Source organism: Chryseobacterium sp. 27AL, from assembly GCF_057815395.1.
In genome coordinates this window covers 18,840-41,102 of sequence record NZ_JBYRIW010000013.1, presented here as the reverse complement: position 1 = coordinate 41,102, position 22,263 = coordinate 18,840, and the positions used below count along the sequence as shown (strand labels likewise).

General features: G+C 36.6%; 24 protein-coding genes and 2 tRNA genes. 14 read left to right on the top strand and 12 right to left on the bottom strand.

From position 1 onward, the window contains the following. Positions 1-43 precede the first annotated feature (43 nt). The 6 genes from AC3WV0_RS15220 to AC3WV0_RS15195 all read left to right on the top strand — a co-directional run bounded on the left by AC3WV0_RS15220 (position 44) and on the right by AC3WV0_RS15195 (position 3,857). Positions 44-1,360, top strand: a complete 1,317-nt coding sequence (locus AC3WV0_RS15220; protein WP_488846955.1) for a 2TM domain-containing protein — start codon at positions 44-46, stop codon at positions 1,358-1,360. A gap of 11 nt (positions 1,361-1,371) precedes the next feature. Further along, positions 1,372-1,680, top strand: coding sequence for a 2TM domain-containing protein (locus AC3WV0_RS15215; protein ID WP_488846954.1), 309 nt, complete (start codon positions 1,372-1,374; stop codon positions 1,678-1,680). A gap of 18 nt (positions 1,681-1,698) precedes the next feature. After that, the gene (locus tag AC3WV0_RS15210) at positions 1,699-2,268 is read left to right on the top strand and encodes a methyltransferase family protein (RefSeq protein ID WP_488846953.1); all 570 of its coding nucleotides are present in this window, start codon (positions 1,699-1,701) and stop codon (positions 2,266-2,268) included. A gap of 187 nt (positions 2,269-2,455) precedes the next feature. Then, the gene (locus AC3WV0_RS15205) at positions 2,456-2,749 is read left to right on the top strand and encodes a 2TM domain-containing protein (protein ID WP_488846952.1); all 294 of its coding nucleotides are present in this window, start codon (positions 2,456-2,458) and stop codon (positions 2,747-2,749) included. 29 nt (positions 2,750-2,778) lie between these two features. Beyond that, positions 2,779-3,054, top strand: coding sequence for a 2TM domain-containing protein (locus tag AC3WV0_RS15200; RefSeq protein WP_488846951.1), 276 nt, complete (start codon positions 2,779-2,781; stop codon positions 3,052-3,054). Positions 3,055-3,113: 59 nt separating this feature from the next. Further along, the gene (locus AC3WV0_RS15195; protein ID WP_488846950.1) at positions 3,114-3,857 is read left to right on the top strand and encodes a LytR/AlgR family response regulator transcription factor; all 744 of its coding nucleotides are present in this window, start codon (positions 3,114-3,116) and stop codon (positions 3,855-3,857) included. A 69-nt stretch (positions 3,858-3,926) separates the two neighbouring features. Here the strand turns inward: AC3WV0_RS15195 and AC3WV0_RS15190 are convergent, their stop codons facing one another. The 3 genes from AC3WV0_RS15190 to mnmA all read right to left on the bottom strand — a co-directional run bounded on the left by AC3WV0_RS15190 (position 3,927) and on the right by mnmA (position 5,709). Continuing rightward, positions 3,927-4,229 (bottom strand): hypothetical protein, encoded by a 303-nt coding sequence (locus tag AC3WV0_RS15190; RefSeq protein WP_488846949.1) that lies wholly within the window; start codon positions 4,227-4,229, stop codon positions 3,927-3,929. A gap of 26 nt (positions 4,230-4,255) precedes the next feature. Then, the gene (locus tag AC3WV0_RS15185) at positions 4,256-4,456 is read right to left on the bottom strand and encodes a hypothetical protein (RefSeq protein ID WP_488846948.1); all 201 of its coding nucleotides are present in this window, start codon (positions 4,454-4,456) and stop codon (positions 4,256-4,258) included. Between the two features lie 65 nt (positions 4,457-4,521). Further along, a complete protein-coding gene (gene mnmA, locus AC3WV0_RS15180) occupies positions 4,522-5,709 on the bottom strand; it encodes a tRNA 2-thiouridine(34) synthase MnmA (RefSeq protein WP_488846946.1) in 1,188 nt (395 codons plus the stop codon). A gap of 116 nt (positions 5,710-5,825) precedes the next feature. Here mnmA and AC3WV0_RS15175 point away from each other — a divergent pair, with 116 nt between their 5' ends. After that, the gene (locus tag AC3WV0_RS15175) at positions 5,826-6,353 is read left to right on the top strand and encodes a hypothetical protein (protein WP_488846945.1); all 528 of its coding nucleotides are present in this window, start codon (positions 5,826-5,828) and stop codon (positions 6,351-6,353) included. A gap of 98 nt (positions 6,354-6,451) precedes the next feature. Here the strand turns inward: AC3WV0_RS15175 and AC3WV0_RS15170 are convergent, their stop codons facing one another. Beyond that, positions 6,452-8,989 carry an ATP-dependent Clp protease ATP-binding subunit gene (locus tag AC3WV0_RS15170; protein WP_488846944.1) on the bottom strand — a complete coding sequence of 846 codons (2,538 nt, stop codon included), beginning with the start codon at positions 8,987-8,989 and terminating at the stop codon, positions 6,452-6,454. A 152-nt stretch (positions 8,990-9,141) separates the two neighbouring features. Here AC3WV0_RS15170 and AC3WV0_RS15165 point away from each other — a divergent pair, with 152 nt between their 5' ends. The 4 genes from AC3WV0_RS15165 to AC3WV0_RS15150 all read left to right on the top strand — a co-directional run bounded on the left by AC3WV0_RS15165 (position 9,142) and on the right by AC3WV0_RS15150 (position 11,957). Next, entirely contained in the window at positions 9,142-9,369 is a 228-nt protein-coding gene (locus AC3WV0_RS15165) for a uroporphyrinogen decarboxylase (RefSeq protein ID WP_090001590.1), read from the top strand. Next, positions 9,366-10,481, top strand: a complete 1,116-nt coding sequence (locus tag AC3WV0_RS15160) for a glycosyltransferase (protein ID WP_488846943.1) — start codon at positions 9,366-9,368, stop codon at positions 10,479-10,481. The genes AC3WV0_RS15165 and AC3WV0_RS15160 overlap by 4 nt, the downstream gene beginning before the upstream one ends. 85 nt (positions 10,482-10,566) lie before the next feature. After that, on the top strand, positions 10,567-10,986 hold the full coding sequence (locus AC3WV0_RS15155) for a SufE family protein (protein WP_488846997.1): 420 nt from the start codon (positions 10,567-10,569) through the stop codon (positions 10,984-10,986). A gap of 2 nt (positions 10,987-10,988) precedes the next feature. Next, entirely contained in the window at positions 10,989-11,957 is a 969-nt protein-coding gene (locus AC3WV0_RS15150) for a glycosyltransferase family 9 protein (protein ID WP_488846942.1), read from the top strand. 4 nt (positions 11,958-11,961) lie between these two features. On the opposite strand, the gene AC3WV0_RS15145 is transcribed toward AC3WV0_RS15150, so the two are convergent. The 8 genes from AC3WV0_RS15145 to AC3WV0_RS15110 all read right to left on the bottom strand — a co-directional run bounded on the left by AC3WV0_RS15145 (position 11,962) and on the right by AC3WV0_RS15110 (position 19,165). Beyond that, entirely contained in the window at positions 11,962-12,438 is a 477-nt protein-coding gene (locus AC3WV0_RS15145; protein WP_488846941.1) for a DUF3592 domain-containing protein, read from the bottom strand. Positions 12,439-12,450: 12 nt separating this feature from the next. Then, a complete protein-coding gene (locus AC3WV0_RS15140; protein WP_488846940.1) occupies positions 12,451-13,428 on the bottom strand; it encodes a hypothetical protein in 978 nt (325 codons plus the stop codon). Next, positions 13,421-16,087 (bottom strand): hypothetical protein, encoded by a 2,667-nt coding sequence (locus AC3WV0_RS15135; RefSeq protein ID WP_488846939.1) that lies wholly within the window; start codon positions 16,085-16,087, stop codon positions 13,421-13,423. Before AC3WV0_RS15135 ends, AC3WV0_RS15140 begins: the two co-directional genes overlap by 8 nt. A 2-nt stretch (positions 16,088-16,089) precedes the next feature. Continuing rightward, on the bottom strand, positions 16,090-16,560 hold the full coding sequence (locus AC3WV0_RS15130; RefSeq protein ID WP_488846938.1) for a DUF4280 domain-containing protein: 471 nt from the start codon (positions 16,558-16,560) through the stop codon (positions 16,090-16,092). A 50-nt stretch (positions 16,561-16,610) separates the two neighbouring features. Then, a complete protein-coding gene (locus AC3WV0_RS15125; protein WP_488846937.1) occupies positions 16,611-17,591 on the bottom strand; it encodes a hypothetical protein in 981 nt (326 codons plus the stop codon). Positions 17,592-17,694: 103 nt separating this feature from the next. Further along, positions 17,695-17,769, bottom strand: a tRNA-Val gene (locus tag AC3WV0_RS15120). A 32-nt stretch (positions 17,770-17,801) separates the two neighbouring features. Then, positions 17,802-17,876: transfer RNA gene (locus AC3WV0_RS15115), tRNA-Val, on the bottom strand. A gap of 44 nt (positions 17,877-17,920) precedes the next feature. Further along, positions 17,921-19,165 (bottom strand): bifunctional folylpolyglutamate synthase/dihydrofolate synthase, encoded by a 1,245-nt coding sequence (locus AC3WV0_RS15110; RefSeq protein WP_488846936.1) that lies wholly within the window; start codon positions 19,163-19,165, stop codon positions 17,921-17,923. 98 nt (positions 19,166-19,263) lie between these two features. On the opposite strand from AC3WV0_RS15110, the gene AC3WV0_RS15105 reads away from it, so the two are divergent. Genes AC3WV0_RS15105 through AC3WV0_RS15095 form a run of 3 tightly spaced genes read left to right on the top strand, consistent with a single transcriptional unit; the run spans position 19,264 to position 22,263 of the window. Beyond that, positions 19,264-20,586: a TolC family protein gene (locus AC3WV0_RS15105; protein WP_488846935.1), complete on the top strand. Its 1,323-nt coding sequence runs from the start codon at positions 19,264-19,266 to the stop codon at positions 20,584-20,586. A 1-nt stretch (position 20,587) separates the two neighbouring features. Further along, a complete protein-coding gene (locus tag AC3WV0_RS15100; RefSeq protein ID WP_488846933.1) occupies positions 20,588-21,178 on the top strand; it encodes a SprT-like domain-containing protein in 591 nt (196 codons plus the stop codon). 2 nt (positions 21,179-21,180) lie between these two features. Continuing rightward, the gene (locus tag AC3WV0_RS15095; protein WP_488846932.1) at positions 21,181-22,263 is read left to right on the top strand and encodes a mannose-1-phosphate guanylyltransferase; all 1,083 of its coding nucleotides are present in this window, start codon (positions 21,181-21,183) and stop codon (positions 22,261-22,263) included.

The following is a 22,263-nucleotide window of genomic DNA, read 5'->3' as shown; positions in this document are numbered from 1 at the left end:
ATACTTTTATCATAGCCTAATTTTTGAGGCAGGAAAATAAATAATGAAACGCAGGGACTTTATTACTTTATGCTGGATATCGCTGGCAACATCTATGTTTTTCTTTTTTGTTTTTACAAACGAGAAAACGGTAAAGAATTTTATGCTTACGATTGCCATTTCATCCATGTATTCTTTTGTTTTAGGGATTGGAAATGCATTGATCAACGATTTTCTCAACAAAAAATTTCCTTGGTCTGAAGCGACTACAAAAAGAGCGGTTATAAGCATCGTCTCTATTTTGTTTGCCAATATTATCCTTGTGTATTTCTGTAATTATATGAATTTTGTCGTTTTTCAGAAAAGTGCAACTACAGAAGAATACTTTTCAGGAAAATATAATTATATCAATTGGTTTACGATCAATATTGCATTATTAATCTCAGCTTTTCTCCATGCAAAAGGCTTTATGGAGGAACTGAAAAAAACATCCAAAAAAGAAGTCGTTGAACAGAAATTAATTGCAAAATCTGCCAATGCCCAATTTGAAAGCCTTAAAAATCAGCTGGATCCGCATTTTTTATTTAATTCTTTAAACGTTCTGAGCTCTTTAATCGACGAAAATCCCAAACAGGCGCAGAAGTTTACGGCCTCAATGTCAAAGATTTACAGATACGTTCTGGAACAAAAGGATAAAGAACTTGTAACAGTAGAAGATGAGCTAGAATTTGCAAAAACCTATTGTGAACTGCTGAAAACCAGATTTGAAGACAGCGTAGATTTTGTTTTTGATGTCAGAGCAGAAAATTACAGAAAATTAGTAGTTCCTCTGTCACTGCAGCTGCTGTTGGAAAACTGTATCAAACATAATTTTGCCACATCCTCCAAACCTCTTGTTATAAAGATCTTTTCCGAAAATGACACATTATGCATCGAAAACAATTTGCAGGTAAGAGAACAGATTAAAGAGAGTTCAGGGATCGGGCTTTCCAATATTGTTCAGAGATACGCCCTGCTAACCAAGCGGAATGTTTTTATCGAAAAATCTGAAGATTATTTTAAAGTAAAACTTCCGATTTTGTCTGCCAAACCACAAGAAATCAATATTAAAAAAGATGATGAAAATAAGGCGTACGAAAGGGCTCAGAAAAGGGTAAAGGAACTTAAAAGCTTTTACGGAAATCTTATTTCATACTGTATCGTCATTCCGGCTCTGATAATTATTAACCTGATTACTTCTCCGGATGATATCTGGTTTTACTGGCCAATGCTGGGCTGGGGAATAGGTATCGCAGCACACGGAATGAATGTCTTTGCCATCGGTAAAAGCTGGGAAGAAAAAAAGATCAGAGAAATTCTGGAAAAACATCATAAATTTTAAATTAAGTTATCATGAAACAGCAGATCAGTGAAGATGACATCAGATATAAAGAAGCAGAAAAGCGTGTAAAAAGGATAAAGAGTTTTTACATTTTTACCTTCGTGTATATCGTGGTTAATATCTTTATTTTTGTAAGCAATTATAGAGAACTAAAACCCGGAGAAACGATCTGGCAGCTCAAATATTTTACCCTTCCTATATTTTGGGGAATAGGAGTTGTCGGATATGCCATAAGCATTTTCCTTCCGGGCGTATTCCTCGGAAGCAATTGGGAAGAGAAAAAAATAAAACAGCTGATGGATAAAGAAAAAGAACTTTAAACTGTTAATTTGTTAAAAATGAAAACTTTACAGGTCCTGTTCGCTCTTTCGATGGTTGTGTGGTTTTTAAGTGAATTTCTGTACAAGAATATTTTAAAATCCAACGAAAAAGATAAAAAAGATAAGGACAAATCTACACTTAATATCCTTTGGATTGCCATTCCATTATCAATTGCAGTATCTGTCACGATATCCTATATCACGGAATTTCCGATTTCTGATGAGGTCTGGATCTATTATGCCGGTGTCATTGCTATAGGGTTAGGTATTGTTCTTAGATTTATCATTATCAGGTCTTTAGGTAAATATTTTACCGTTGATGTCACCATACGGCAGGATCATAAAATTAAAAAAGAAGGTTTTTATAAGTATATCAGACATCCTTCTTATGCATTTTCTCTATTGACTTCACTTGGCCTCGGGTTATATCTAAATAACTGGCTTTCGCTGTTGCTGGCTTTTATTATTCCCTTTATCGCTTTCAGTTACCGTATTACAATTGAGGAAAGAACCCTGATCGAGCAGTTCGGCGGTGAATATCTGGAATACAGAAAGAAAACCAAAAAGCTCATTCCATTTGTTTATTAAAGGTTTACATCATTATATTTTTTGTAAAATTTAAATTTAAATAAGATCCCGATTCTCTGTAGAGTCGGGATTTTACAATTCAGGTTGCATATTCTACGGTTCGGTCATATAAAATTGATTTGAGATTGTTTCCTGACTTACATTTGTCTCAACAAAAACAAACAATTAATCTTTAAAAATAAAAAATATGGAAACTTACATTACCAAAGAAAATCAGGCTTACGAAAAAGCAACCAGAAGAGTAAAAGAACTGAAAGGATTTTATGGAAACCTTACTTCTTACATATTGGTCATATCATTTCTTATAGTACTAAACATTTTAACATCACCCGGATATCTGTGGTTTTTCTGGCCAATGATAGGATGGGGGCTTGGGGTTGTGGCTCATGCGGTAACTACTTTCGGAATCGGAAAAGATTGGGAAGAAAAAAAAATCAAAGAACTGATGGAGCAGGAAAGAAAGAATGTAAAAACACTTTAAAATAATAATAACCTTTAAAAATTAATACAATGGACTACAATCAGGCACAACAAAGAGTACACGATTTAAAAAAATTCTACAAAAGCGTTTTATGGTTCGGAATTATCGCTTTCATCTTTTTCTTTGACGATATTTTTGAAAAAGGAATTTTTAATTTTTCACTTTGGGACGGATCAATCATTCTGACGATTTGGGGAATTATTCTGACGGTTAAAGCCGTAAAACTATTCATTTTTGATGCAGAATGGGAGAGAAATATCATCGAAAAGGAAATGAAAAATACGAAAAAGCCGATTCAATTTTAAAAACCGGTAAGTTTTGATTATTTTTATTCAAAATTAAAAAACTAAATCAGAAGCTCAGAATGATAAAAACAGTCATTATCGAAGACGAAAAACCGGCTTCAAGGAAATTGGAAAGAATGCTTAATGAGTTTCCTGAAATTGAAGTGGTGGCAAAAATAGAATCCGTAGAAGAAGGAATTGCATGGTTTTCTGAAAATGAGCATCCTCAGCTTATTTTTTCGGATATAGTTCTGGGAGACGGTTTGTCATTCGATATTTTTGAGAAAATTCCGACAAAAGGCTTTATCATTTATACCACCGCTTTTGATCAGTACACACTGAAAGCATTCAAACTAAACAGCATTGATTATCTTTTAAAACCAATTTTAGATGAGGATTTGGCTGTGGCCATTGAAAAATTTAAATCTTTCATCCCTTCGGATAGCGCTGTTAATTCACAGGAAATTAAGCAATTAATTAAGAAAGATAAGACTACACTTTCGAGAATCCTGGTCAAAATAGGTTATAATCTGAAAATTGTGCAGACACACGAAATAAGCTGTTTTTTCAGTGAAAATAAAATTGTTTATCTGCAAACTCAGGAACGTGCTTTTCCTTCAGATTTTACCCTGGATGAGCTTGAAGATATTCTGGATGAGCGGAAATTTTTCAGGGTAAACCGGCAGTTTATTATTAATTCAGATTACATCAAAAATATTCATACTTCGCCGAATTATAAGGTAGAGCTCGAATTTCAGCCTAAAGAAGAAATCACGGTAAGCCGCGAAAGAGTTAAAGACTTTAAAGACTGGCTGGTAAGTTAATTGGACAAAGAATTTAAACCAATATTTATCTATTAACGTTCAACAAAAAAACCATCAGCTGGAAATTATTTATTTATAATCGATACGATTAGCTTCGGTATCTTCAAGTTGTTTTACGATTGATGATGGGATCTCTTCACTGTCTATAGGAAAACTCACGGAATCAGTGATGAATGTTTTCCTACCGGCTTTCTGAAAAATTTCGAAAAGGGCAATCGGCTCCTGATTAAAACTAATACACGTACTTATAAAATGCAATTCATGGAGCTTGTATTCTGGATTTTTAAGCTTTTCCTTACTATCTTTTATCCTTGAGATAATGACGCTGGCGGATGAAATTTCTTTATTATTTAAGTTAAAAACCCGAAACAAAATGCTCCGGGTTTTATAGATAATAATTAGATTTTATTTTTTTCTGATTGATTTCCAAATTTATTGATCAGGAAATACGTAATGACAACCAGCATAATGCTTAACGTAAGCTGTGATTTTTCCGGAGTAACAATTTCCTGATAAAGATGATATCCGAAAAAAGTTGATACAAGGGCAATAATTAATTGTTGTGTGTAGGAATAATTGTTTTCTAAGATCGTTTTCATAATGATTTTTTATTGTTATTTATAGAGTAAGTATAACAATTCAAAATATGTTACAAAATTTTCTTTTATGAAATAACGCCGCTTCCCAACAGTTCTTCTCCGTTATACCACGCCGCAAACTGTCCTTCCGCAATGGCAGACTGCAGCTCTTCAAATTCAATATAAAAAGCATCTTCAAACTGATATAAAGTTGCTTTCTGTAAAGGCTGTCTGTATCTAAATCTTGCCATAACTTCCATCGATTCACCGTTTTTTAGCTGCAGATCTTTACGTACCCAATGCAATTCAGAATTGTCGATTTTTAAAGCTTTTTTCAGCAATCCCGGGAATTGATGACCTTCTCCTACAAACAGAATGTTGTTTTCCATATCGCGGGAAATGATAAAACAGCTTTCTTTATGTCCGCCTATACCTAATCCTTTACTTTGTCCGATCGTAAAAAATTGAGCACCCTGATGCTTTCCGATAACTTTTCCGTCGGATTTTCTATAATTTATTTTCTGACTTAAGAATTCAAGTTCTTCCTGTTTTGAAGAAAATTGTGGTTTTTCTTGTGTAAAAAGCGGAGAATCTTTAAAAATTTCTACAATTTCACCTTCTTTGGGAACCAATTGCTGCTGAAGAAATTGAGGAAGGCTTACTTTACCGATGAAACATAATCCTTGGGAATCTTTTTTGTCAGCGGTTACCAATCCAATTTCCTTGGCGATTTCCCTTACCTGAGGTTTCGTCAATTCACCAATAGGAAATAGTGCTTTAGAGAGTTGCTCCTGGCTAAGCTGACATAAAAAGTACGACTGGTCTTTATTGTTATCTTTTCCAGCCAAAAGATGGAAAGTTTCCTTACCGTTTTCATCAAATGTAGAATCTACTCTGGCATAATGTCCTGTGGCTACTTTATCTGCTCCCAGTGACAGTGCCGTTTTCAGGAAAACATCGAATTTTACTTCCCGGTTGCATAGAACATCAGGATTGGGTGTCCTTCCTTTCTGATATTCATCGAACATGTAATCTACAATTCTTTCTTTGTAAAGATCACTCATATCGATTACCTGAAAAGGAATTCCAAGCTTTTGAGCGACCATTAAGGCATCATTACTGTCCTCAATCCACGGGCATTCGTCCTCTAACGTTACTGAAGCATCATTCCAGTTTCTCATAAACAAGGCTACTACTTCATGGCCCTGCTGTTGCAGCAAATAAGCCGCCACACTTGAATCTACACCTCCGGAGAGGCCTACTACTATTTTCATTATATTCAATTTTACGAAACTCTTAACGGGAGTTCTTAGTTTGATGCGGCAAAAATACGATTAAAAAGATTCGCAAAAAAGTTATAATTTTAAACATCGACAAAAACAATAGTAATATGAAAAAGTTTATTATTCCTTTATTTCTGTCCGCTTCCGGCTTGCTATATTCACAGGTTGCTGTGGGAACTTCACCGGAAAACAATAACCGCTGGACTTTCGGTGGCGGAATTGGTGTTGGTTTCGGCAGTCAGAGTACATTCTATTTATCTGTTTCACCAAGAGTAGGTTACAGACTTACGAATGATCTGGAAGGTGGAATTGCAGGAAGTGTCTCATGGCAGACTTCCGATTTCTATCGATCTACAATGTTTGGGGTAGGACCTTTTGTTAATTATTATTTTGCAAGATCATTTTATGTAAGTGCTAATTATCAGCATTATTTTATCAATTATAAAGATAAATATTACGACTTTAAAATGAATACAGACGAAGATGCATTATACCTTGGTGGAGGATACATGCAGAGAATCGGTAATAATTCTTTCATGCAGATCGGCTTGATGTATAATGTCTTATGGAAAGAAAATTCAAGTATTTTCTCAACAGGGCTGGTTCCAAGTATTGGTTTTGTGGTTGGGCTTTAAGTTATTTTTATATTGTATTTATAGATTCCAATATAAATTAAAAACAAAAAGCACCGAGAAAATTCCCGGTGCTTTTTATAAAAATTAAATCAATTTATTTATGATTGTGAAGACTTTTCAGCGGCTGACTTCTTTGGTTTAGAAGTTTTTCCTGCCAATCCGTCTTTCGCTTCATTAAGATCAAGAACTACGGTTTCTCCTTCATTCAGTTGTTTGTTTACCAGCATTTCAGCCAATAAGTCTTCAATGTATTTCTGGATAGCACGTTTTAATGGTCTTGCTCCGAAATCTTTGTCCCAACCTTTTTCAGAAATAAAGTCTTTTGCTGCTTCAGTTAATTCAACTTTATATCCTAATTTTTCAAGTCGGCTATACAATTTACCAAGTTCAAGATCAATAATTTTCTTGATATCAGTCTGTTCAAGAGAGTTGAAGATAATGATATCATCAATTCTGTTCAGGAACTCTGGAGCAAATGCTTTTTTAAGTGCATTTTCGATCGTACTTCTGGCTCTTGTATCCGAACTTGATTTTTTAGCAGAAGTTCCGAATCCTACACCATCACCGAAGTCTTTAAGATCTCTGGTTCCAATATTGGAAGTAAGGATGATAATAGTATTTCTGAAATCTATTTTTCTACCTAAACTATCGGTAACGTGACCTTCATCTAAAATCTGAAGCAAGATATTGAATACGTCAGGGTGAGCTTTTTCAATCTCATCCAGAAGAACCACAGCATAAGGTTTTCTTCTTACGGCTTCTGTTAATTGTCCACCTTCTTCATAACCAACGTATCCCGGAGGCGCACCCACTAATCTTGACACCGCAAATTTTTCCATGTATTCACTCATATCAATTCTGATCAGTGCTTCATCAGAATCGAAGAGTTCTCTTGCCATTACTTTAGCCAGCTCTGTTTTACCAACACCGGTTGTTCCTAAGAAAATAAAGGTACCAATAGGTCGGTTCGGATCTTTAAGACCGGCTCTGTTTCTTTGAATTGCCTTAACAACTTTTTTCACGGCATCTTCCTGTCCGATAACCTTTCCGTTGAGGTTTCCGTCCATTCCAGCCAGTTTGTCAAGTTCGTTTTTACCTACCTTCGTTACCGGAACACCACTCATCATAGAAACCACTTCAGCCACATTTTCTTCCGTTACGGTTTCTTTTTTCTCTTTAACATCTTTATCCCATTTATCCTGCGCCGAATTTAATTCCATCTGAAGTCTTTCTTCTTCATCTTTCAACTTTCTGGCTTCCAGATAATCCTGCGCTTTTACCGCTTTTTGTTTTAATTCCTTAATCTCTTCGATTTTCTTTTCAAAATCAATGATTTCGGTAGGCACTTTCATGTTTTTGATATAAACACGTGATCCTGCTTCGTCCATCGCGTCAATTGCTTTGTCCGGTAAGAAACGGTCAGTAATATATCTTGATGTCAGATTAACACAGGCTGCAATAGCTTCAGGCGTATAAATTACGTTGTGATGCTCTTCGTATTTATCTTTAATCTGATTTAAAATCTGAATGGTTTCATCAATAGAAGTAGGCTCTACCATTACTTTCTGGAACCTTCTTTCCAAAGCGCCGTCTTTTTCGATATACTGACGGTATTCATCCAAAGTGGTCGCTCCGATGCATTGAATCTCACCTCTTGCCAAGGCGGGTTTAAACATATTTGAAGCATCCAGACTTCCGGTAGAACTTCCTGCCCCAACAATCGTGTGAAGCTCATCAATAAACAAAATTACATCTCTGTTTTTTTCAAGCTCGGTCATGATCGCTTTCATTCTTTCCTCAAACTGTCCACGGTATTTTGTTCCGGCAACCAGACTTGCAAGATCCAAAGTAATAACACGTTTTCCGTAAAGAACTCTGGATACTTTTTTCTGCTGAATTCTCAGTGCTAGACCTTCCGCAATCGCAGATTTACCAACTCCCGGTTCTCCGATAAGAAGCGGGTTATTTTTCTTTCTACGGGATAAGATTTGAGAAACTCTTTCAATTTCTTTTTCACGGCCGATAACAGGATCTAATTTTCCGTCTCTTGCCAAAGAAGTAAGGTCTCTACCGAAGTTATCCAGTGTAGGTGTTTTACTTTTTGCAGATCCAAGATTACCTGTAGGCTTTCTCATCTGTTCAAATTCCTCTCTTTCATCATCATCGTCATAGGCACTCATCTGTGGAGATTGACCGGAATTTTTCAGCATCGTCTGATATTCTCTTGAAACTCCTTCATAGTCGATGTCGTACGCTCCTAAAATATTGGCAGTAGGATCCTCATATTTGTAAAGAATGCCCAAAAGCAGATGAACGGTATTAATCTCATTGCTTTTATATTGTCTGCATTCCAGTTCTGCACGCTTCACGGCATGATCTGCCATTTTCGTGAAAGAAATATTGGTAACCTCCTCAGATATAGGATTAAGACTTGCTGTATTTAAAGTTTCAATTTTTCTTCTGATCTGTGTTAAATCCGCATTAAGGTTTTGAAGGATTTCTTTTGCAGAGTTTTCCGTTTTTATAATACCTAAAAGTAGATGTTCTGTATTAAGAAATTCACTTTTCAGCCTTTTCGCTTCGCTTTTGCTTTGTTTGAACACTTGGCTCAAACCTTGTGAAAACTTATAATCCATAATATATCTCATTAGAATAAAGGCAGCATTGCCATTTATCCATTATCTAAATTACAAATATTTTACCAAAAACCAATAAATGACTTTATGGCAGAAAAAATTTTATTATCTTCCTGAAAATGATTATGTTTGTGATCCTTTAAATTTCGCTAATGAACCCCGAAATTGCTACTTATATCGGATATTCCGCATCGCTTTTTATCGTGCTGAGTTTTATTCTTAAAGACATCAGAAAGATCAGGATTGTCAATATGATAGGATGCATCTGTTTTGTCATTTATGGCATTTTCAGCGGAATGCTGTGGCCCGTAATTATTCCAAACGGACTGATCTGTTTTATACAAATCTATCATCTTCTGGCGGACAAAAGCAAAAAATGAGCAGAAAGAAAATTGTGGTTTCCGCATTCAGCAATCTTTACACAGATCAGCGTATTGAAAAGATTTGCAGAACTCTTCACGATAACGGCTATATCATTGAATTGATAGGAAATAACTGGGGTGGGGAAGAAGAATTATCCAGACCCTATGTAGTTTCAAGAATAAAGCTTATTTCGAAAAGTTTAAAAACTGCCTATTTTGAGTTCAACTGGAAATTGTACAGGGAATTGAAAAAAAGAGCTGATAAAAATACGATTCTGTATGCCAATGATCTTGATGCGCTACTCCCGAATTATTTAATTGCTAAAAAACTGGATATTCCCATGGTTTTTGACAGTCATGAAATTTTTTCCGAAATGCCGGCAATTCAGGGCAAAATGTCACAAAAAATCTGGCGTTATCTTGAAAAAGCAGTTATTCCGAATATTAAATTTATGATTACGGCAAGCGCAGGTTATGCAATATGGTTTAGCAATCGTTATGGCGTACAGGCGACCGTTATTCAAAATGCGCCAAAAAAACTGGATTTTGATGTCAATATTCCAGAAAATAATCCTAAGATAATTTTATATCAGGGTGTTATAAATCCTTTTCGTGGCATCGATAAAGCAATTCTGGCTATGCATCATCTTGATCATGTGATCTTTAAAATTGCAGGAGACGGACCGAAGAAAAAGGAATATGAAGAGCTTGTTTTTAAAGAAAATCTTCAGGATAAAGTCTTATTCTTGGGAAAACTTCTACCAGAGGATCTCCGGAAGATTACCCTTACCGCTGACTGCGGGATGAGCATCGAGGAAAACGGAGGAGAAAGTTATTATTATTCACTTCCTAATAAAGTTTTAGATTGCATTCAGGCCCGTGTTCCGTTAATTCTTTCTGATCTTCCTGAAATGCAGAATATTAAACGGCAATTTTATGTCGGTGAAATTATTGAGAATCATCATCCTGAAAATATTGCAGAGGCGCTCCGTTCAGTTTTAAGAAAAGGGAGAAAAAATTACCAGGCCGAGCTGGAAAAAGCAGCTGATCTGCTGTGCTGGGAAAATGAAGAGGTAAAACTGCTGAAGCTTTTCGAAAAGATTTTGTCCTCGCAGGTTTTTAGACAATAAGCAGTGAGTCAATTGTTTTTATTGTGATTTTAACCACCTTAGGCCTAAACATAATTTATTATCTTTGCAGAAAGAATTATTTACAATGACCATTAAAGAAAAACAGCAGGAAATAATCGATAAATTTGCTTTTCTTGACGATTGGGAACAGAAATATGAATACATTATAGATCTGGGGAAAGAACTTAAGGGCCTTTCTGAAGACAAGAAAACGGATGAAAATCTGATTAAAGGCTGCCAGAGCAAAGTCTGGATCGATGCTGAATTTAAGGATGGTAAGCTATTCTTCAAGGCTGATTCTGATGGGATTTTGCCAAAAGGAATTGTTTCTCTTCTGGTAAGTATTTACAGCGGCCATTCTACAAAGGAGATTTTGGATTCTGATTTTGATTTTATTTCGGAAATCGGCTTGCAGGAGTTTCTTTCTCCTTCCAGAGCGAATGGATTAATGGCTATGACTAAACAAATTAAATTTTACGCGGTTGCCTACCAACTAAAGTCGTAATTGTGACAAGAATTTTAGCATATCGTTTTTCTGCTTTTGGTGATGTTGCAATGACGGCACCTGTATTCCGGGAATTTCTTGAGCAAAATCCTGATGTGGAAATCATTATGGTTTCCAGAAGTAATTTTGAAGCTTTATTTGCTGATATTCCGAATGTTATATTTAAAGGTGTTAACCTTGATGATTATAAAGGTTTCTTTGGTTTAACAAGGCTTGCCAATGAGTTGATCAGCGAGTTTCATCCTGACCTTATTGCCAATCTTCATGATGTGATCAGAACAAAAATTCTTGATAAAATCTATCGCAGAAAAGGATTAAAGGTTTTCAAAATTAATAAAGGAAAAGAAGAAAAAGAACATTTAACAGACATTTGGAATCTTAATAAAAACCAGTTAAAAAGAACAGTAGAACGTTATGCCGATGTTTTTCGCAAAATGGGTTTTAAGGTTGATTTATCTCATCAATTAAGACCTAAAGTGATCTCTAAATCAGGTATTGGTTTTGCGCCATTCGCCCAGCATAAAGGAAAAATGTTACCTCTGGAAAAATCTTATGAGCTGGCAAGGATTTTAGCCCCAAACCATACCATCTATTTTTTTGGTGGCGGAAAAACAGAAACCGAAATACTGGAAAAATGGGAAAAGGAAATTCCTAATACGAAAAGCCTTGCGGGCAGATTAAGCCTTACCGAAGAGCTGGATCAGATTTCAAAATTAGAAATTATGATTTCTATGGATTCGGCGAATATGCATCTGGCGAGTCTGGTGGGAACAAGGTGTGTTTCCGTTTGGGGGCAAACCCATCCTTATGCCGGATTTTTAGGTTTTGGACAAAGCGAAAACGATGTGGTTCAGGTGAAAGATCTTACGTGTAGGCCTTGTTCGGTTTTTGGAGACAAAGAATGCTTTCGTGGAGACTGGGCCTGCCTGGAAGAGCTGACTGTACAAAAAATTGTTGAAAAAGTACTGTAATATTTCATAATTTATCCCGTTTTAAGCCTTCTAATAAACCTCTGCCAAGATAACCACCGATTGATAAGGCTAAAAGCGAGAAGCAGAATATAAGGAAAGGCCAGAAAAAAATATTCATAAAACCACCACGTATTGCTTTTGATGGTTTTTCAGGATCATAATAGACCGTCACTTCATCACGGCTTTCTTTTCCGCTGCTGCTGTATTCTGTTTCAATGCTGCGAACTGTATTTTGGTGATCAGCATACTGTATCACCGGAGTATACATTTTTGTAGGGTTTCCCTGGTTGTTTCTGGTATAACTTCCTGAATAGCCGACAATTTTTCCTGTAGTTTTCTGACCCGTAAAAAGCAATGTGAAGTTTTTGCCTAATTTACCCAGACTGTAGACAATTCCTCCTGTTCCCAATGTAAGCAGGATTAAGGTGAAAGAAATGAAAAAGAGATTGACTAAAAAGTCAGGTTTTCTACTGTTTTCCAAGATGTTATTTTTTTAACGTATAATTTCAAGCTCTTCCGAATTTTTGGGAATATGAAATAATATCGGAAATTTAATGACTTCCTCTTTCACTTTTCCGTCTGCAGCTATATGTTTTATCTTGGTCCTTAAGGCAGAACCCCTGTCGTCTGTATTTTCTAATGTAACCAATCTTCCGTTTCCGTAAAAAACAACTTTAGCATTTGTAAGAGGCTGAACTTCCGCATTTTTTTCCGTAAAAGCTTCTCTTTCAAAAGCATCTCCTTCGGCTGCTTCATCGGGTTTTAAGTAAAAGGAAGTATTCATTTCTATATCTTTTTTGTTTTTCATTTTGGCAAAAGCCGTATAATTTTTAGCTTCCAGAAGTTTTTTAATTTCCTCATATTTATTCATCACTTTTTGCTTTATATCAGAAACTTTTGTTAAATCTTTGGAAGTCTGCCATCCTTCAAAACGATAAGGAACTTCAGCGTCAAATTCAAATTCTTTTTCAAAATAAGGAAGTCCGGACTCGGGGATGGCGACTGCAGGAAGCTGAAAAACAGTAACTTCACTGATGTCATTGTGATTCCAGGCATCTTTTCTGTAGGTGACTGAAAGATTAAAGGGAGAAGCGTTCTTATCTGAAGTAGTGATCTTGTCTTTCCCTACATTAGGATAAAGTTTTACGGTAATCTTTTGTTTGCCGCTCTGTAATATACAGGAGTTGATAGGCGCAGAAGAGGTCATTGCTCCTTTAATGCCTATCTTTTTCGCCACCGGAACATCATTCACAAGTATTTCAAATTGGCATCCACTGTCGCCGTTGTCAAAATCTACACTGTAATAAGGTCTGGTCGCAAATGAATTTACTTGTTGTGCTATCTGTGAGGTCATGTTGTTTTCTGTTTTTGCTTGAGAGATATGATCTTTTTTTTCATTTTTGTTCTGAGAACAGCTGTAGCTGAAACATGATATGGCTACCAAAATGAATTTTATACTTCTTTTAGTCATTTAAATAGAATTTTTGATCGACGTCTGCTTTACCTTCTTTAATAATGACAAATTCGTCGGTGGTTTCTCTTTCTACACTTCCGAATTTTGCTTTATACGTTAAAGTTACTTTAATTCCCGAATGCCTTACAACCGGCTGTACATAAATTCCTTGATTATCGTCCCAGCCCGCAGCAAGTCCTAATGAAAAATAGCCTTTGCCTTCGGCTTTCGCTTCAAAATCAAAATCTGCTTCGTAAATTACCGCTTTTACTTTTCCTGTTGCTTTTGCAGATAAAGTCAGGCTAAAGCCAAACTGGCCTTCAGCTTTTAATTCTCCTTCCTTTTTTAGCCGGCTTAGTTCAATATTGCCCTGAACAATAAGTTTGCCATAAAATTTAAGATCAAAACGGACTTCCGCATTCGCAGCATATGCCATAAGATCGAGCGCTGTAATAACGGCCTGAGCGGCAGGATGAAGCTTTTTTCCCCAGGCAATCAGGTCAATCGTTGCTTCAGCACCGATGAAGGGATCTGCTTTTGCTACAAGCCCGATCGTAGGAACTAAAATATGGTCTTCATTTTTTTCTTTCCGTCCGAATTTGTATTCCCAGCCGGCGCCAATTGCAATTTGAGGAGATAGAACCTCAATTGTTAATGGTGTCCTGCGAACCCTCGCCATCATACTTTCCGACATTCCCGAGGTAGAGCGCCCGCGGTCTCTTCCTGTGACATTGTCCACGAATTGTTTTATTTTAATAAACCTTCCGATAAGAATTTTAATATTTTCAGCTAATTTCTGGTCCAGTTTGGCTGTTTCCGTTCCGTTCCATTTGGCTTCTACCGAAAGACTGAATTTTGTTTCCACGGTGCCGTCAGAACCATCAATATCAGCTGCCTGTGCTTTATTTACCGCATCATTTACTCTGTGCTGGCGCATCTCTACCCAGGTATCCCGGTAATATAAAGGGTTTTTCATGCCATAATTCAGATTGATTGTCCAGCTTACATTAGGAAATACTTTTATTCTGGCAATCTGATTGGGGTAACGGCACGTACTTACGGGCAGAAAATAGGTTTGTGCCATATCCTCTTTTAAAATGAAATAATTAAAAAGCCACAGGAGATTGGCTACAGCTGGTGCAACATTATATTTATTTCCTTCCAAAAAGGTTTTGTTAAAATGGTAAGGAAGCATCAGTATAATTTTATTGTCTCCCTGAAATTTGTAATCTACACCCGCCTGCCAATGCTGTACGGCAGAGGGATTATAAGATTTTTCAGTTCTTATGACATCTCTGTCATTTTTATTCTGGTCAGTCGTTACAATTCCTGCATTTTCCTGCTGCTGCTGGTGCGTTTTATCTTCCTGGGTATTAAATCCTGATCGATCTCGTTGTGCAGCATATACTTTTTCGACCTGAAATACATTGGTCTGTAATGTATGCTTTTGTCCTTCATCTAAAAGAAGGCCGTGGCAGAAGACATCTTTTGTCGATAATTTATCTAAAGTAATCGAAATGTTTTTTCGGGTGTCACCAGCTAATATACTAAATGTCTGACTGGTACGGTCGATAGGGTTTACGGTATCCTCTTCATCAAAAATTACCAGCGGAGATCTGTCTGCATCGTCGTCATCTTTTATTGAAATTTTTGAATAACCGCAAGGGTCATACTCCCGTTTTGTATAACGGATGTCACCAATATACTGTATCTGATTGTTTTTCTGGACCTCAAACTGACCGAAAAGAGAGCTTATTGTATCATAAGGGACCAATAATTCCCGGGAAGTATTGTATACCCATTTTCCGTTCTCAAGCCTGGCCCAGTCGGTGACGGCTTTTTCAGAATCGTATTCACCGGTAGGGCGTACTGCATCAGCAGAAATCAAAACAGGAGCGGTATAGCCGATACTTCCTTTCAGTTTCAGGTAAAATTTTTCGTCCTGCTTTTGTGCGTTATGATTTTTCTGCCATTCCGGATCGAGAAAGAATCTGACGGTTTTTCTTCCGTTATAAACAAACTGTCCCGGATTGGTTATTTCAACATTTTTCTGTATGGCAACGGCTTTTCCTTTATTCATCAATTCAACGTCAAAAACAAATTTGTCTAATCTGTTGTTAAAATCAGGAAAAAGATGAGTGTAAATTTCCACTTCCACCGTTTGTCCATAAGCTGCTTTCTTTTCCGTGTCCTGCAGAGGAATATAACCGCCCTTAGGAAATTTGAAGTGACAGTAAAGAACCTGAGGCTTGTCTAAAGCTACAACTCTTATCGCTTCTGTTGCGCCGGTTTCAGGATAAACACTGTAGGGAATCAGCAGATGGATTACCCCGATATTTCCGGCGCCTGTTTTGATATCTGAAACGCTAATCTCTTTATTATTTCCTTCAAGAATTTTATGATCCTGGGTTTTTACCGTCTGAAAAAAATCATTGGGTCCTAATTGCGGATACAGAGCTTTGTAGGCCTGCCAGATATGCTCGCGGATCAGAAGCCATTTTACAGTATTTATTGTATTCTGAGGATTTCGGGTACCCGGTCCCAAACAAGTTTTGTCGAGATAAACTGTAAAAGAATTTTGGGAATGCCCCAGTTCTACAATGAATCCGGATCCGTATTGTTTTACGTTCTGTTTCGGCTCTTTGATGAGCGCTTTTTTTATTCCTGCTGTTCCCATCTTTAAAAGCCGAATTTATAAGGTTCATCTCCGTCAAAATTCTTCATATTGACCAGTGGATTTGCATGAGACTGCAGCTCATTATCTGCATTTTTAATGCTTTTCTTTGTTGGTTCCCCGATTTGTCCGGTCTTAATAATGATAATGCAATCCTTACCGCCGATAGGGCAGGTGGCTTTACTGTCTTCCAGCAGAATATAGCCGTCGGGCGGTGAATATTTTTCTTTTTTATAATATCCGCTCCACTCTGTGACAATAGCAGAGCATGGAGCATTGTTTTGTTTTTTGCATGATCCGAAAGTGTTTTTTTCAAAAGTAGCTCCGGTATCTTTGTGAGTAGCAACAAGTTTGCTGCTGCCGTTGAGGTCATTTACGAAATATTTTTGCTGGGTAAGTACTTTTAATTTGTCCGGGGTAGTACCAAACTGACATTGGCACAAGGCGCCCTGTACTACTTTTTCTTTCTGAGACATATTAATAATTTTGTGTGGTATGTAAAATTAGTGTTTTTTATTTAAATGGGCTACCAGTCGTTTTCATATTCGTTTTTATAAAAACCCCACTTATTTTTTTCGGAAACAACCATTCCTCCGGTAATAAACGGGCTATCCTGATCTAGTTTTAAAGTGGAAAAATACGATGTATTCTGATGGTATTGTGTATATTGTATTTTTTTAACAGTGTGTTTATTACCGTTAAGGTCTTTTGTATATACTTCAAAATAAGCACGGATATGCATAGGGAAATGATGATAAATATCAAGATCAAAAATTACTTTTAAAGACATCCATCCTTCTGTTTTTTCTGCCATGCCTGAAATAAAAAAGGATTCAGCGGGAAGTTCTTCGCTTTGAAACTCAATAATAAAAGAATGATAGTCTGTTGGTATTTTCTGAATGGTCTGTAGGCCCGGAAATCTTACCGGGGGCTGATAGGGGATAACAGATAAGAAAAGAGCTGTTGAAGTGCTTCGGGTATCTCCGTAATCAATGAATTTTGGATGAAAAAAAAGATTCCAGAACCAGTCGTTATGCAGGCTTTTTTCTACTTCGGCCGGGTTATTTATTTTATTGTCGACAGTTTTAAAAAATGTTTCTAAATCATTACTGCAATACTTGTCGGATAGTTTTGTTTTTTCCTTTTCCCAACGATCCCTTATTTCTGCAATATTAATAATTTCATGAGTAGAAAGCCCTTTTTCATTGAGGTAGGTTTGAAGCGGATATAAAGCCTTTGAAACGGCATTTCCCAATATTTCGCTCATCCCGTCGGGTTCATGCTGATTATAGAAGACAGATTCTTTGCCGACTGTTAAAATTCCTTTGTAATCTTTTAAATCGAGTGTTATGGTAAGTTCATAATCTACCCTTTTTTCCGGGATATCTGATGTGCCGGTAAAGTATTTCACTGAAACACCATATTTTCTGGGTTTCAGGCCTGCAGGTTTTATACGGATGCTGTTCAGCCTGCGAAGTATTTCTTTTTTTGACATTAAAATGTCCATAACGGATTTAATATTTGGATTGGGTAGGCAAATTTAATAATTTGTTTGAAAAAGATATAAGGTATAAAAATAAAAAATCTCCCTTGAGAAAGAGAGATTTCTGTGGGTCCTGAGGGATTCGAACCCCCGACCCTCTGGGTGTAAACCAGATGCTCTGAACCAACTGAGCTAAGAACCCGAATTTTTTTGAAAGGTTTCGTTCCTTTTCTGTGGGTCCTGAGGGATTCGAACCCCCGACCCTCTGGGTGTAAACCAGATGCTCTGAACCAACTGAGCTAAGAACCCTCTTTATCGTTGTTTCCTCGATTAGAGTGGTGCAAATATACGACTTATTCGGAAATCTCCAAATTTTTTTCTAAAAATTCTCCGACAACAAAATTACTTCCGCCGATAAAAATCATTTCTTCTTTTGTACATTTCTCTTTTGCAGACAGATAGGCTTCCTGTACGGAATTCAAAATTGTATAAGAAATTTTTGCTTCCTTCAGCAGATCTTCATACTCTTGAGGGAATCTGCCCCGGTGAATAGACGGTTTTGCAAAATAAAATTCGGCATCTTCCGGTAAAATTTTAATGACTTCATCTATTTTCTTGTCATTCACAAAACCTAAAATAATATGTTTATGCTTATTGATGGAATTTAATTGTGCAAAAACATATTCCAGGCCGGCCTGGTTGTGTGCGGTATCACAAATGGTGAGCGGACTTTGAGAAAACTCAAACCAGCGGCCGATAAAACCGGTATTGCGATGAACATTTAAAAGACCTTTTTCAATATGTTCGTCGGAAATATTGAAATTCAATTTTTGTAATTCTTCAATTAATGCTAAAACAACCCGGATATTTTTCTCCTGATAATTTCCTTTTAAATCAGATTTTAAATCAGATTTTATTGAAGTGGCATCAATAAAAGTGGCATTTTCTTTTTCTGCTTTATCTTTAATGATGGTTTTTACCACTTCATTTTCATCTCCTGAGATAATGGGAACGTTGGTTTTTATAATTCCTGCCTTTTCACCTGCAATTTCTTCAATGGTATTCCCCAAAATATTCTGATGATCAAGCTGAACATTGGTAATCGCTGAAACTAAAGGATTGATGATATTTGTCGAATCCAGTCTGCCACCTAAGCCAACTTCAATGATTGCAATATCAACCTGTTGCTGATAAAAATATTCAAGCGCCATGATCGTGGTAAATTCAAAAAAAGAGGGCCTTATCTCTTCAGGCAGTTTTTTCAGCTTTTGGATGAATTGAAAGACAAATTCTTTATCGCAGTTTTTACCGTTAATTTTTATACGTTCTGTAAAATCAATAAGATGCGGTGAATTATAGATTCCGACTTTATATTCCGACTCCTGTAGAACGGAAGCCAGCATGTTGCTTGTAGATCCTTTTCCGTTGGTTCCTCCTATATGTACGGATTTTATTTTTTCCTGAGGATTGCCGAAGAATTCACAAAGCTTTCTGATATTATCCAATCCTGGTTTGTATGCCTTCTGTCCGTCGATCTGATAATTCGGAGCCTGTACGAATAGCCATTCTACAGCTTCCTGATATTGTGCAGTTGTCATGGTGCAAAATTCTCAAAAGTTTCAGAAATATGAAACAATAATTTTTTCAAGTTGTAACTTTTTTATATTTGGTTCGTCTAATAGTAAAAATCGTAATTATGAAAAGAGTTTTGACTATTATTTTGGGATTATCTTGTCTGGCTGTCAGTGCCCAGAAGAAGTGGTCTTTGAGAGAATGTGTGGATTATGCGACTAAACATAATCTTCAGGTGATCCAAAATGAATATTCAAAACAAATGCAGGATCTCAATCTGAAAATTGCGAAGAGAAACTATCTCCCATCTGTATCTGCAAACGTTGGAAACAGCGTAAGCTTCGGACAGGGATCATTAGGAGCGGGAAGTTACAGGAACGACAGATTCAATAACAGTGTCGGTCTTGGTGCGGATATGTTGGTTTATAACAACGGAAGACTTGAAAAAACCGTCAGAAAAACGGAATTTGATGTAGAAGCAAGTCAATATGACATAGAAACAATTAAAAATGATATTTCTCTTCAGATTGCTCAGCAATATCTGACAACTTTACTGAATAAGGAAATTGTAAAAATTTCACAGGCAGCAGTTGAAAATGCTCAGAAGCAATACGACAGATCAAAAATTACGACAGAAGTAGGAACTACGGCTCAAACCGTTTTAGCAGAGGCAGAAGCAGGTCTTGCAAGAGAAAAGCAAAATCTGAAAACAGCCGAAATTAATGTAGGAAGAAGTTTATTTGCACTCGCTCAGTTGCTTCAGCTTCAGGAATATAAAGATTTTGATGTGGAAGATGTTAATGTACCGGATCAGCTTGCTCCACAGTTGAAATCTGTCGATGAGGTTTTAACAACGGCTTACGAAACACAACCGCAGATAAAAGCAGCTGAAAGCAGGATAAGATCTGCCGAAGCACAGACTGAGGTTAGTAAAACTGCATTCTGGCCTACATTAACAGCTAGCGCTGGTCTTAACACTTTCTACAATAAGCAATTTAATGAACTGCCAGGTGTTGTACAAGGAACTTTTTTTAATCAATATAGCGATCAGTTTGGACAGAATGTGGGACTTTCACTTAATATTCCTATCTTCAATAAAGGCATTACGAAACTTCAGGTAGAGCAATCAAAACTGAATGAAAGTATTGCTAAAGTCAACATGCAGCAACAGAAGCAGGCAGTTCGTGAAAATGTTCAGAAAGCTCAGTTTGATGTAGACGCAAACTATGAAATTTATTTATCAGCAGTTCAGACCGAGAAAAGCACAAAGCTCGCACTTGACTTTGCAGATAAAAGCTATGCCGCAGGAAGATCTACGATCTATGATGTGAATATTGCAAGAAACAACTACGCCAATGCCCAGGGAACGGTAGCACAGGCAAAATATAATTATCTTTTCAGTCTTAAATTGTTGAATTTCTATGCAGGAATTCCACTAAGTTTGTAAAATGTCTATTCAATCATTAGAAAAATATTTACCACCGCATACACTTCAATATTTAAAGATCTGGTTTGCAGATTATTATATTCATATAAAAATTACAAGAAACAGGGATTCAAAATTGGGAGATTACCGCAAACTGCCGGATAATTCCCATGAGATTACCATAAATTCTACTCTCGTTCCACAGCTTTTCTTTTTTGTACTTACCCACGAGCTGGCCCATCTTATTGCCTTTGAAAAGTATGGAAGAAGAATTTCTCCGCACGGCAATGAATGGAAAGAAACTTTCCGGCAAATGCTCCTTCAAAGCATTAACGTATATGAAGAAGATCTAAGGCCGATCATTATAAAGTTTTCGAAATCACCTAAAGCCAATTTCATGGCAAGCCCGGATCTTGTTAAATATTTTCATATTGAAAAACAGGATGATAATCTTGTATTTATTGAAAAACTGCAAAAAGGAGATTTCTTCATTTACCGCAATGAAAAGTATTTATTGGAAGGTCTTATTAAAAAAAACTATCTTTGTAAGAACCTGGCTACAGGAAGGAAGTACTCTTTCAAGCCTTTGGCAAGGGTAGAAAAATGCACTTAATAATGTCAAAATCAAATAGATATTGCGTGATTATGGCGGGAGGAATCGGAAGCAGATTCTGGCCTTTGAGTACGCAGAAATTTCCGAAGCAATTCCAGGATATTTTAGGAGTCGGGCGCACGATGATCCAGCAAACCTATGACCGGATCAGTAAAATCATTCCTGATGAAAATATATTTGTCATTACCAATACAGAATATGTCGAGCTTTCTCATCAGCAGTTACCGGAAATTCCGCAGGAGAATATTGTGGGTGAACCGTTGCTGAAAAATACGGCACCCTGTAATCTTTACATGGCCAATAAAATTGCCGAAATTGATCCTGATGCTACGATGATCGTTTTGCCGGCAGATCACCTCATTTTGAAAGAAGAAATTTTCCTTCAAAAAGTGGAATTGGCTTTTGATATTGCTGCTAAAAATGAATATCTTGTTACGTTAGGAATTACGCCTACAAGACCAGACACGGGATACGGATATATTCAGTTTGTAGATAAGCATGATTCTGACTATTATAAAGTAAAAACTTTTACAGAAAAACCAATGCTGGAACTTGCAAAAAGCTTCCTGGAAAGTGGAGACTTTTTGTGGAATGCCGGAATTTTTATCTGGAATGTAAAATCGATTCATCATGCTTTCGAAAAGTACCTTCCTGAAATGACCCAGCATTTTATGGCCTGTGAGTACAATGCAGAAAGTGAAAAAAGCTGTATCGAACTGATCTACCCCAAAGTGCAAAAAATTTCTATTGATAACGGGATCTTGGAAAAAGCAAAAAATGTTTACGTAATTCCTGCAGACCTCGGCTGGAGCGATCTTGGGACATGGACTTCAGTTTATGAAAACACGGCTAAAGACGAAAACAGGAATGCAGCTAATCAAAAGCATATTTTAACATACAATTCGGAAGGCAATATTATCAACATCAAAAACACGAATAAAGCGGTTATTATCGATTCATTGAAAGATTTTATTGTTGTAGATACGGACAAAGTATTGCTTATCTGCCCGAAAGAGCATGACCAGCTGATAAAGGATTATGTACTCGATCTCAAAAACTTTAAAAAAGGAGACAAATTCATGTAA

Bases quoted from the DNA above. Each gene is read 5' to 3' on its own strand.
- AC3WV0_RS15205 (WP_488846952.1), top strand. From the start codon at position 2,456: ATGGAAACTTACATTACCAAAGAAAATCAGGCTTACGAAAAAGCAACC.
- AC3WV0_RS15175 (WP_488846945.1), top strand. From the start codon at position 5,826: ATGAAAAAGTTTATTATTCCTTTATTTCTGTCCGCTTCCGGCTTGCTA.
- AC3WV0_RS15140 (WP_488846940.1), bottom strand. From the start codon at position 13,428: ATGACTAAAAGAAGTATAAAATTCATTTTGGTAGCCATATCATGTTTC.
- AC3WV0_RS15160 (WP_488846943.1), top strand. From the start codon at position 9,366: ATGAGCAGAAAGAAAATTGTGGTTTCCGCATTCAGCAATCTTTACACA.
- AC3WV0_RS15195 (WP_488846950.1), top strand. From the start codon at position 3,114: ATGATAAAAACAGTCATTATCGAAGACGAAAAACCGGCTTCAAGGAAA.
- AC3WV0_RS15135 (WP_488846939.1), bottom strand. From the start codon at position 16,087: ATGGGAACAGCAGGAATAAAAAAAGCGCTCATCAAAGAGCCGAAACAG.
- AC3WV0_RS15170 (WP_488846944.1), bottom strand. From the start codon at position 8,989: ATGGATTATAAGTTTTCACAAGGTTTGAGCCAAGTGTTCAAACAAAGC.
- AC3WV0_RS15210 (WP_488846953.1), top strand. From the start codon at position 1,699: ATGAAAACTTTACAGGTCCTGTTCGCTCTTTCGATGGTTGTGTGGTTT.
- AC3WV0_RS15200 (WP_488846951.1), top strand. From the start codon at position 2,779: ATGGACTACAATCAGGCACAACAAAGAGTACACGATTTAAAAAAATTC.
- AC3WV0_RS15215 (WP_488846954.1), top strand. From the start codon at position 1,372: ATGAAACAGCAGATCAGTGAAGATGACATCAGATATAAAGAAGCAGAA.
- AC3WV0_RS15165 (WP_090001590.1), top strand. From the start codon at position 9,142: ATGAACCCCGAAATTGCTACTTATATCGGATATTCCGCATCGCTTTTT.
- AC3WV0_RS15110 (WP_488846936.1), bottom strand. From the start codon at position 19,165: ATGACAACTGCACAATATCAGGAAGCTGTAGAATGGCTATTCGTACAG.
- mnmA (WP_488846946.1), bottom strand. From the start codon at position 5,709: ATGAAAATAGTAGTAGGCCTCTCCGGAGGTGTAGATTCAAGTGTGGCG.
- AC3WV0_RS15185 (WP_488846948.1), bottom strand. From the start codon at position 4,456: ATGAAAACGATCTTAGAAAACAATTATTCCTACACACAACAATTAATT.
- AC3WV0_RS15100 (WP_488846933.1), top strand. From the start codon at position 20,588: ATGTCTATTCAATCATTAGAAAAATATTTACCACCGCATACACTTCAA.
- AC3WV0_RS15155 (WP_488846997.1), top strand. From the start codon at position 10,567: ATGACCATTAAAGAAAAACAGCAGGAAATAATCGATAAATTTGCTTTT.
- AC3WV0_RS15105 (WP_488846935.1), top strand. From the start codon at position 19,264: ATGAAAAGAGTTTTGACTATTATTTTGGGATTATCTTGTCTGGCTGTC.
- AC3WV0_RS15095 (WP_488846932.1), top strand. From the start codon at position 21,181: ATGTCAAAATCAAATAGATATTGCGTGATTATGGCGGGAGGAATCGGA.
- AC3WV0_RS15125 (WP_488846937.1), bottom strand. From the start codon at position 17,591: ATGGACATTTTAATGTCAAAAAAAGAAATACTTCGCAGGCTGAACAGC.
- AC3WV0_RS15130 (WP_488846938.1), bottom strand. From the start codon at position 16,560: ATGTCTCAGAAAGAAAAAGTAGTACAGGGCGCCTTGTGCCAATGTCAG.
- AC3WV0_RS15220 (WP_488846955.1), top strand. From the start codon at position 44: ATGAAACGCAGGGACTTTATTACTTTATGCTGGATATCGCTGGCAACA.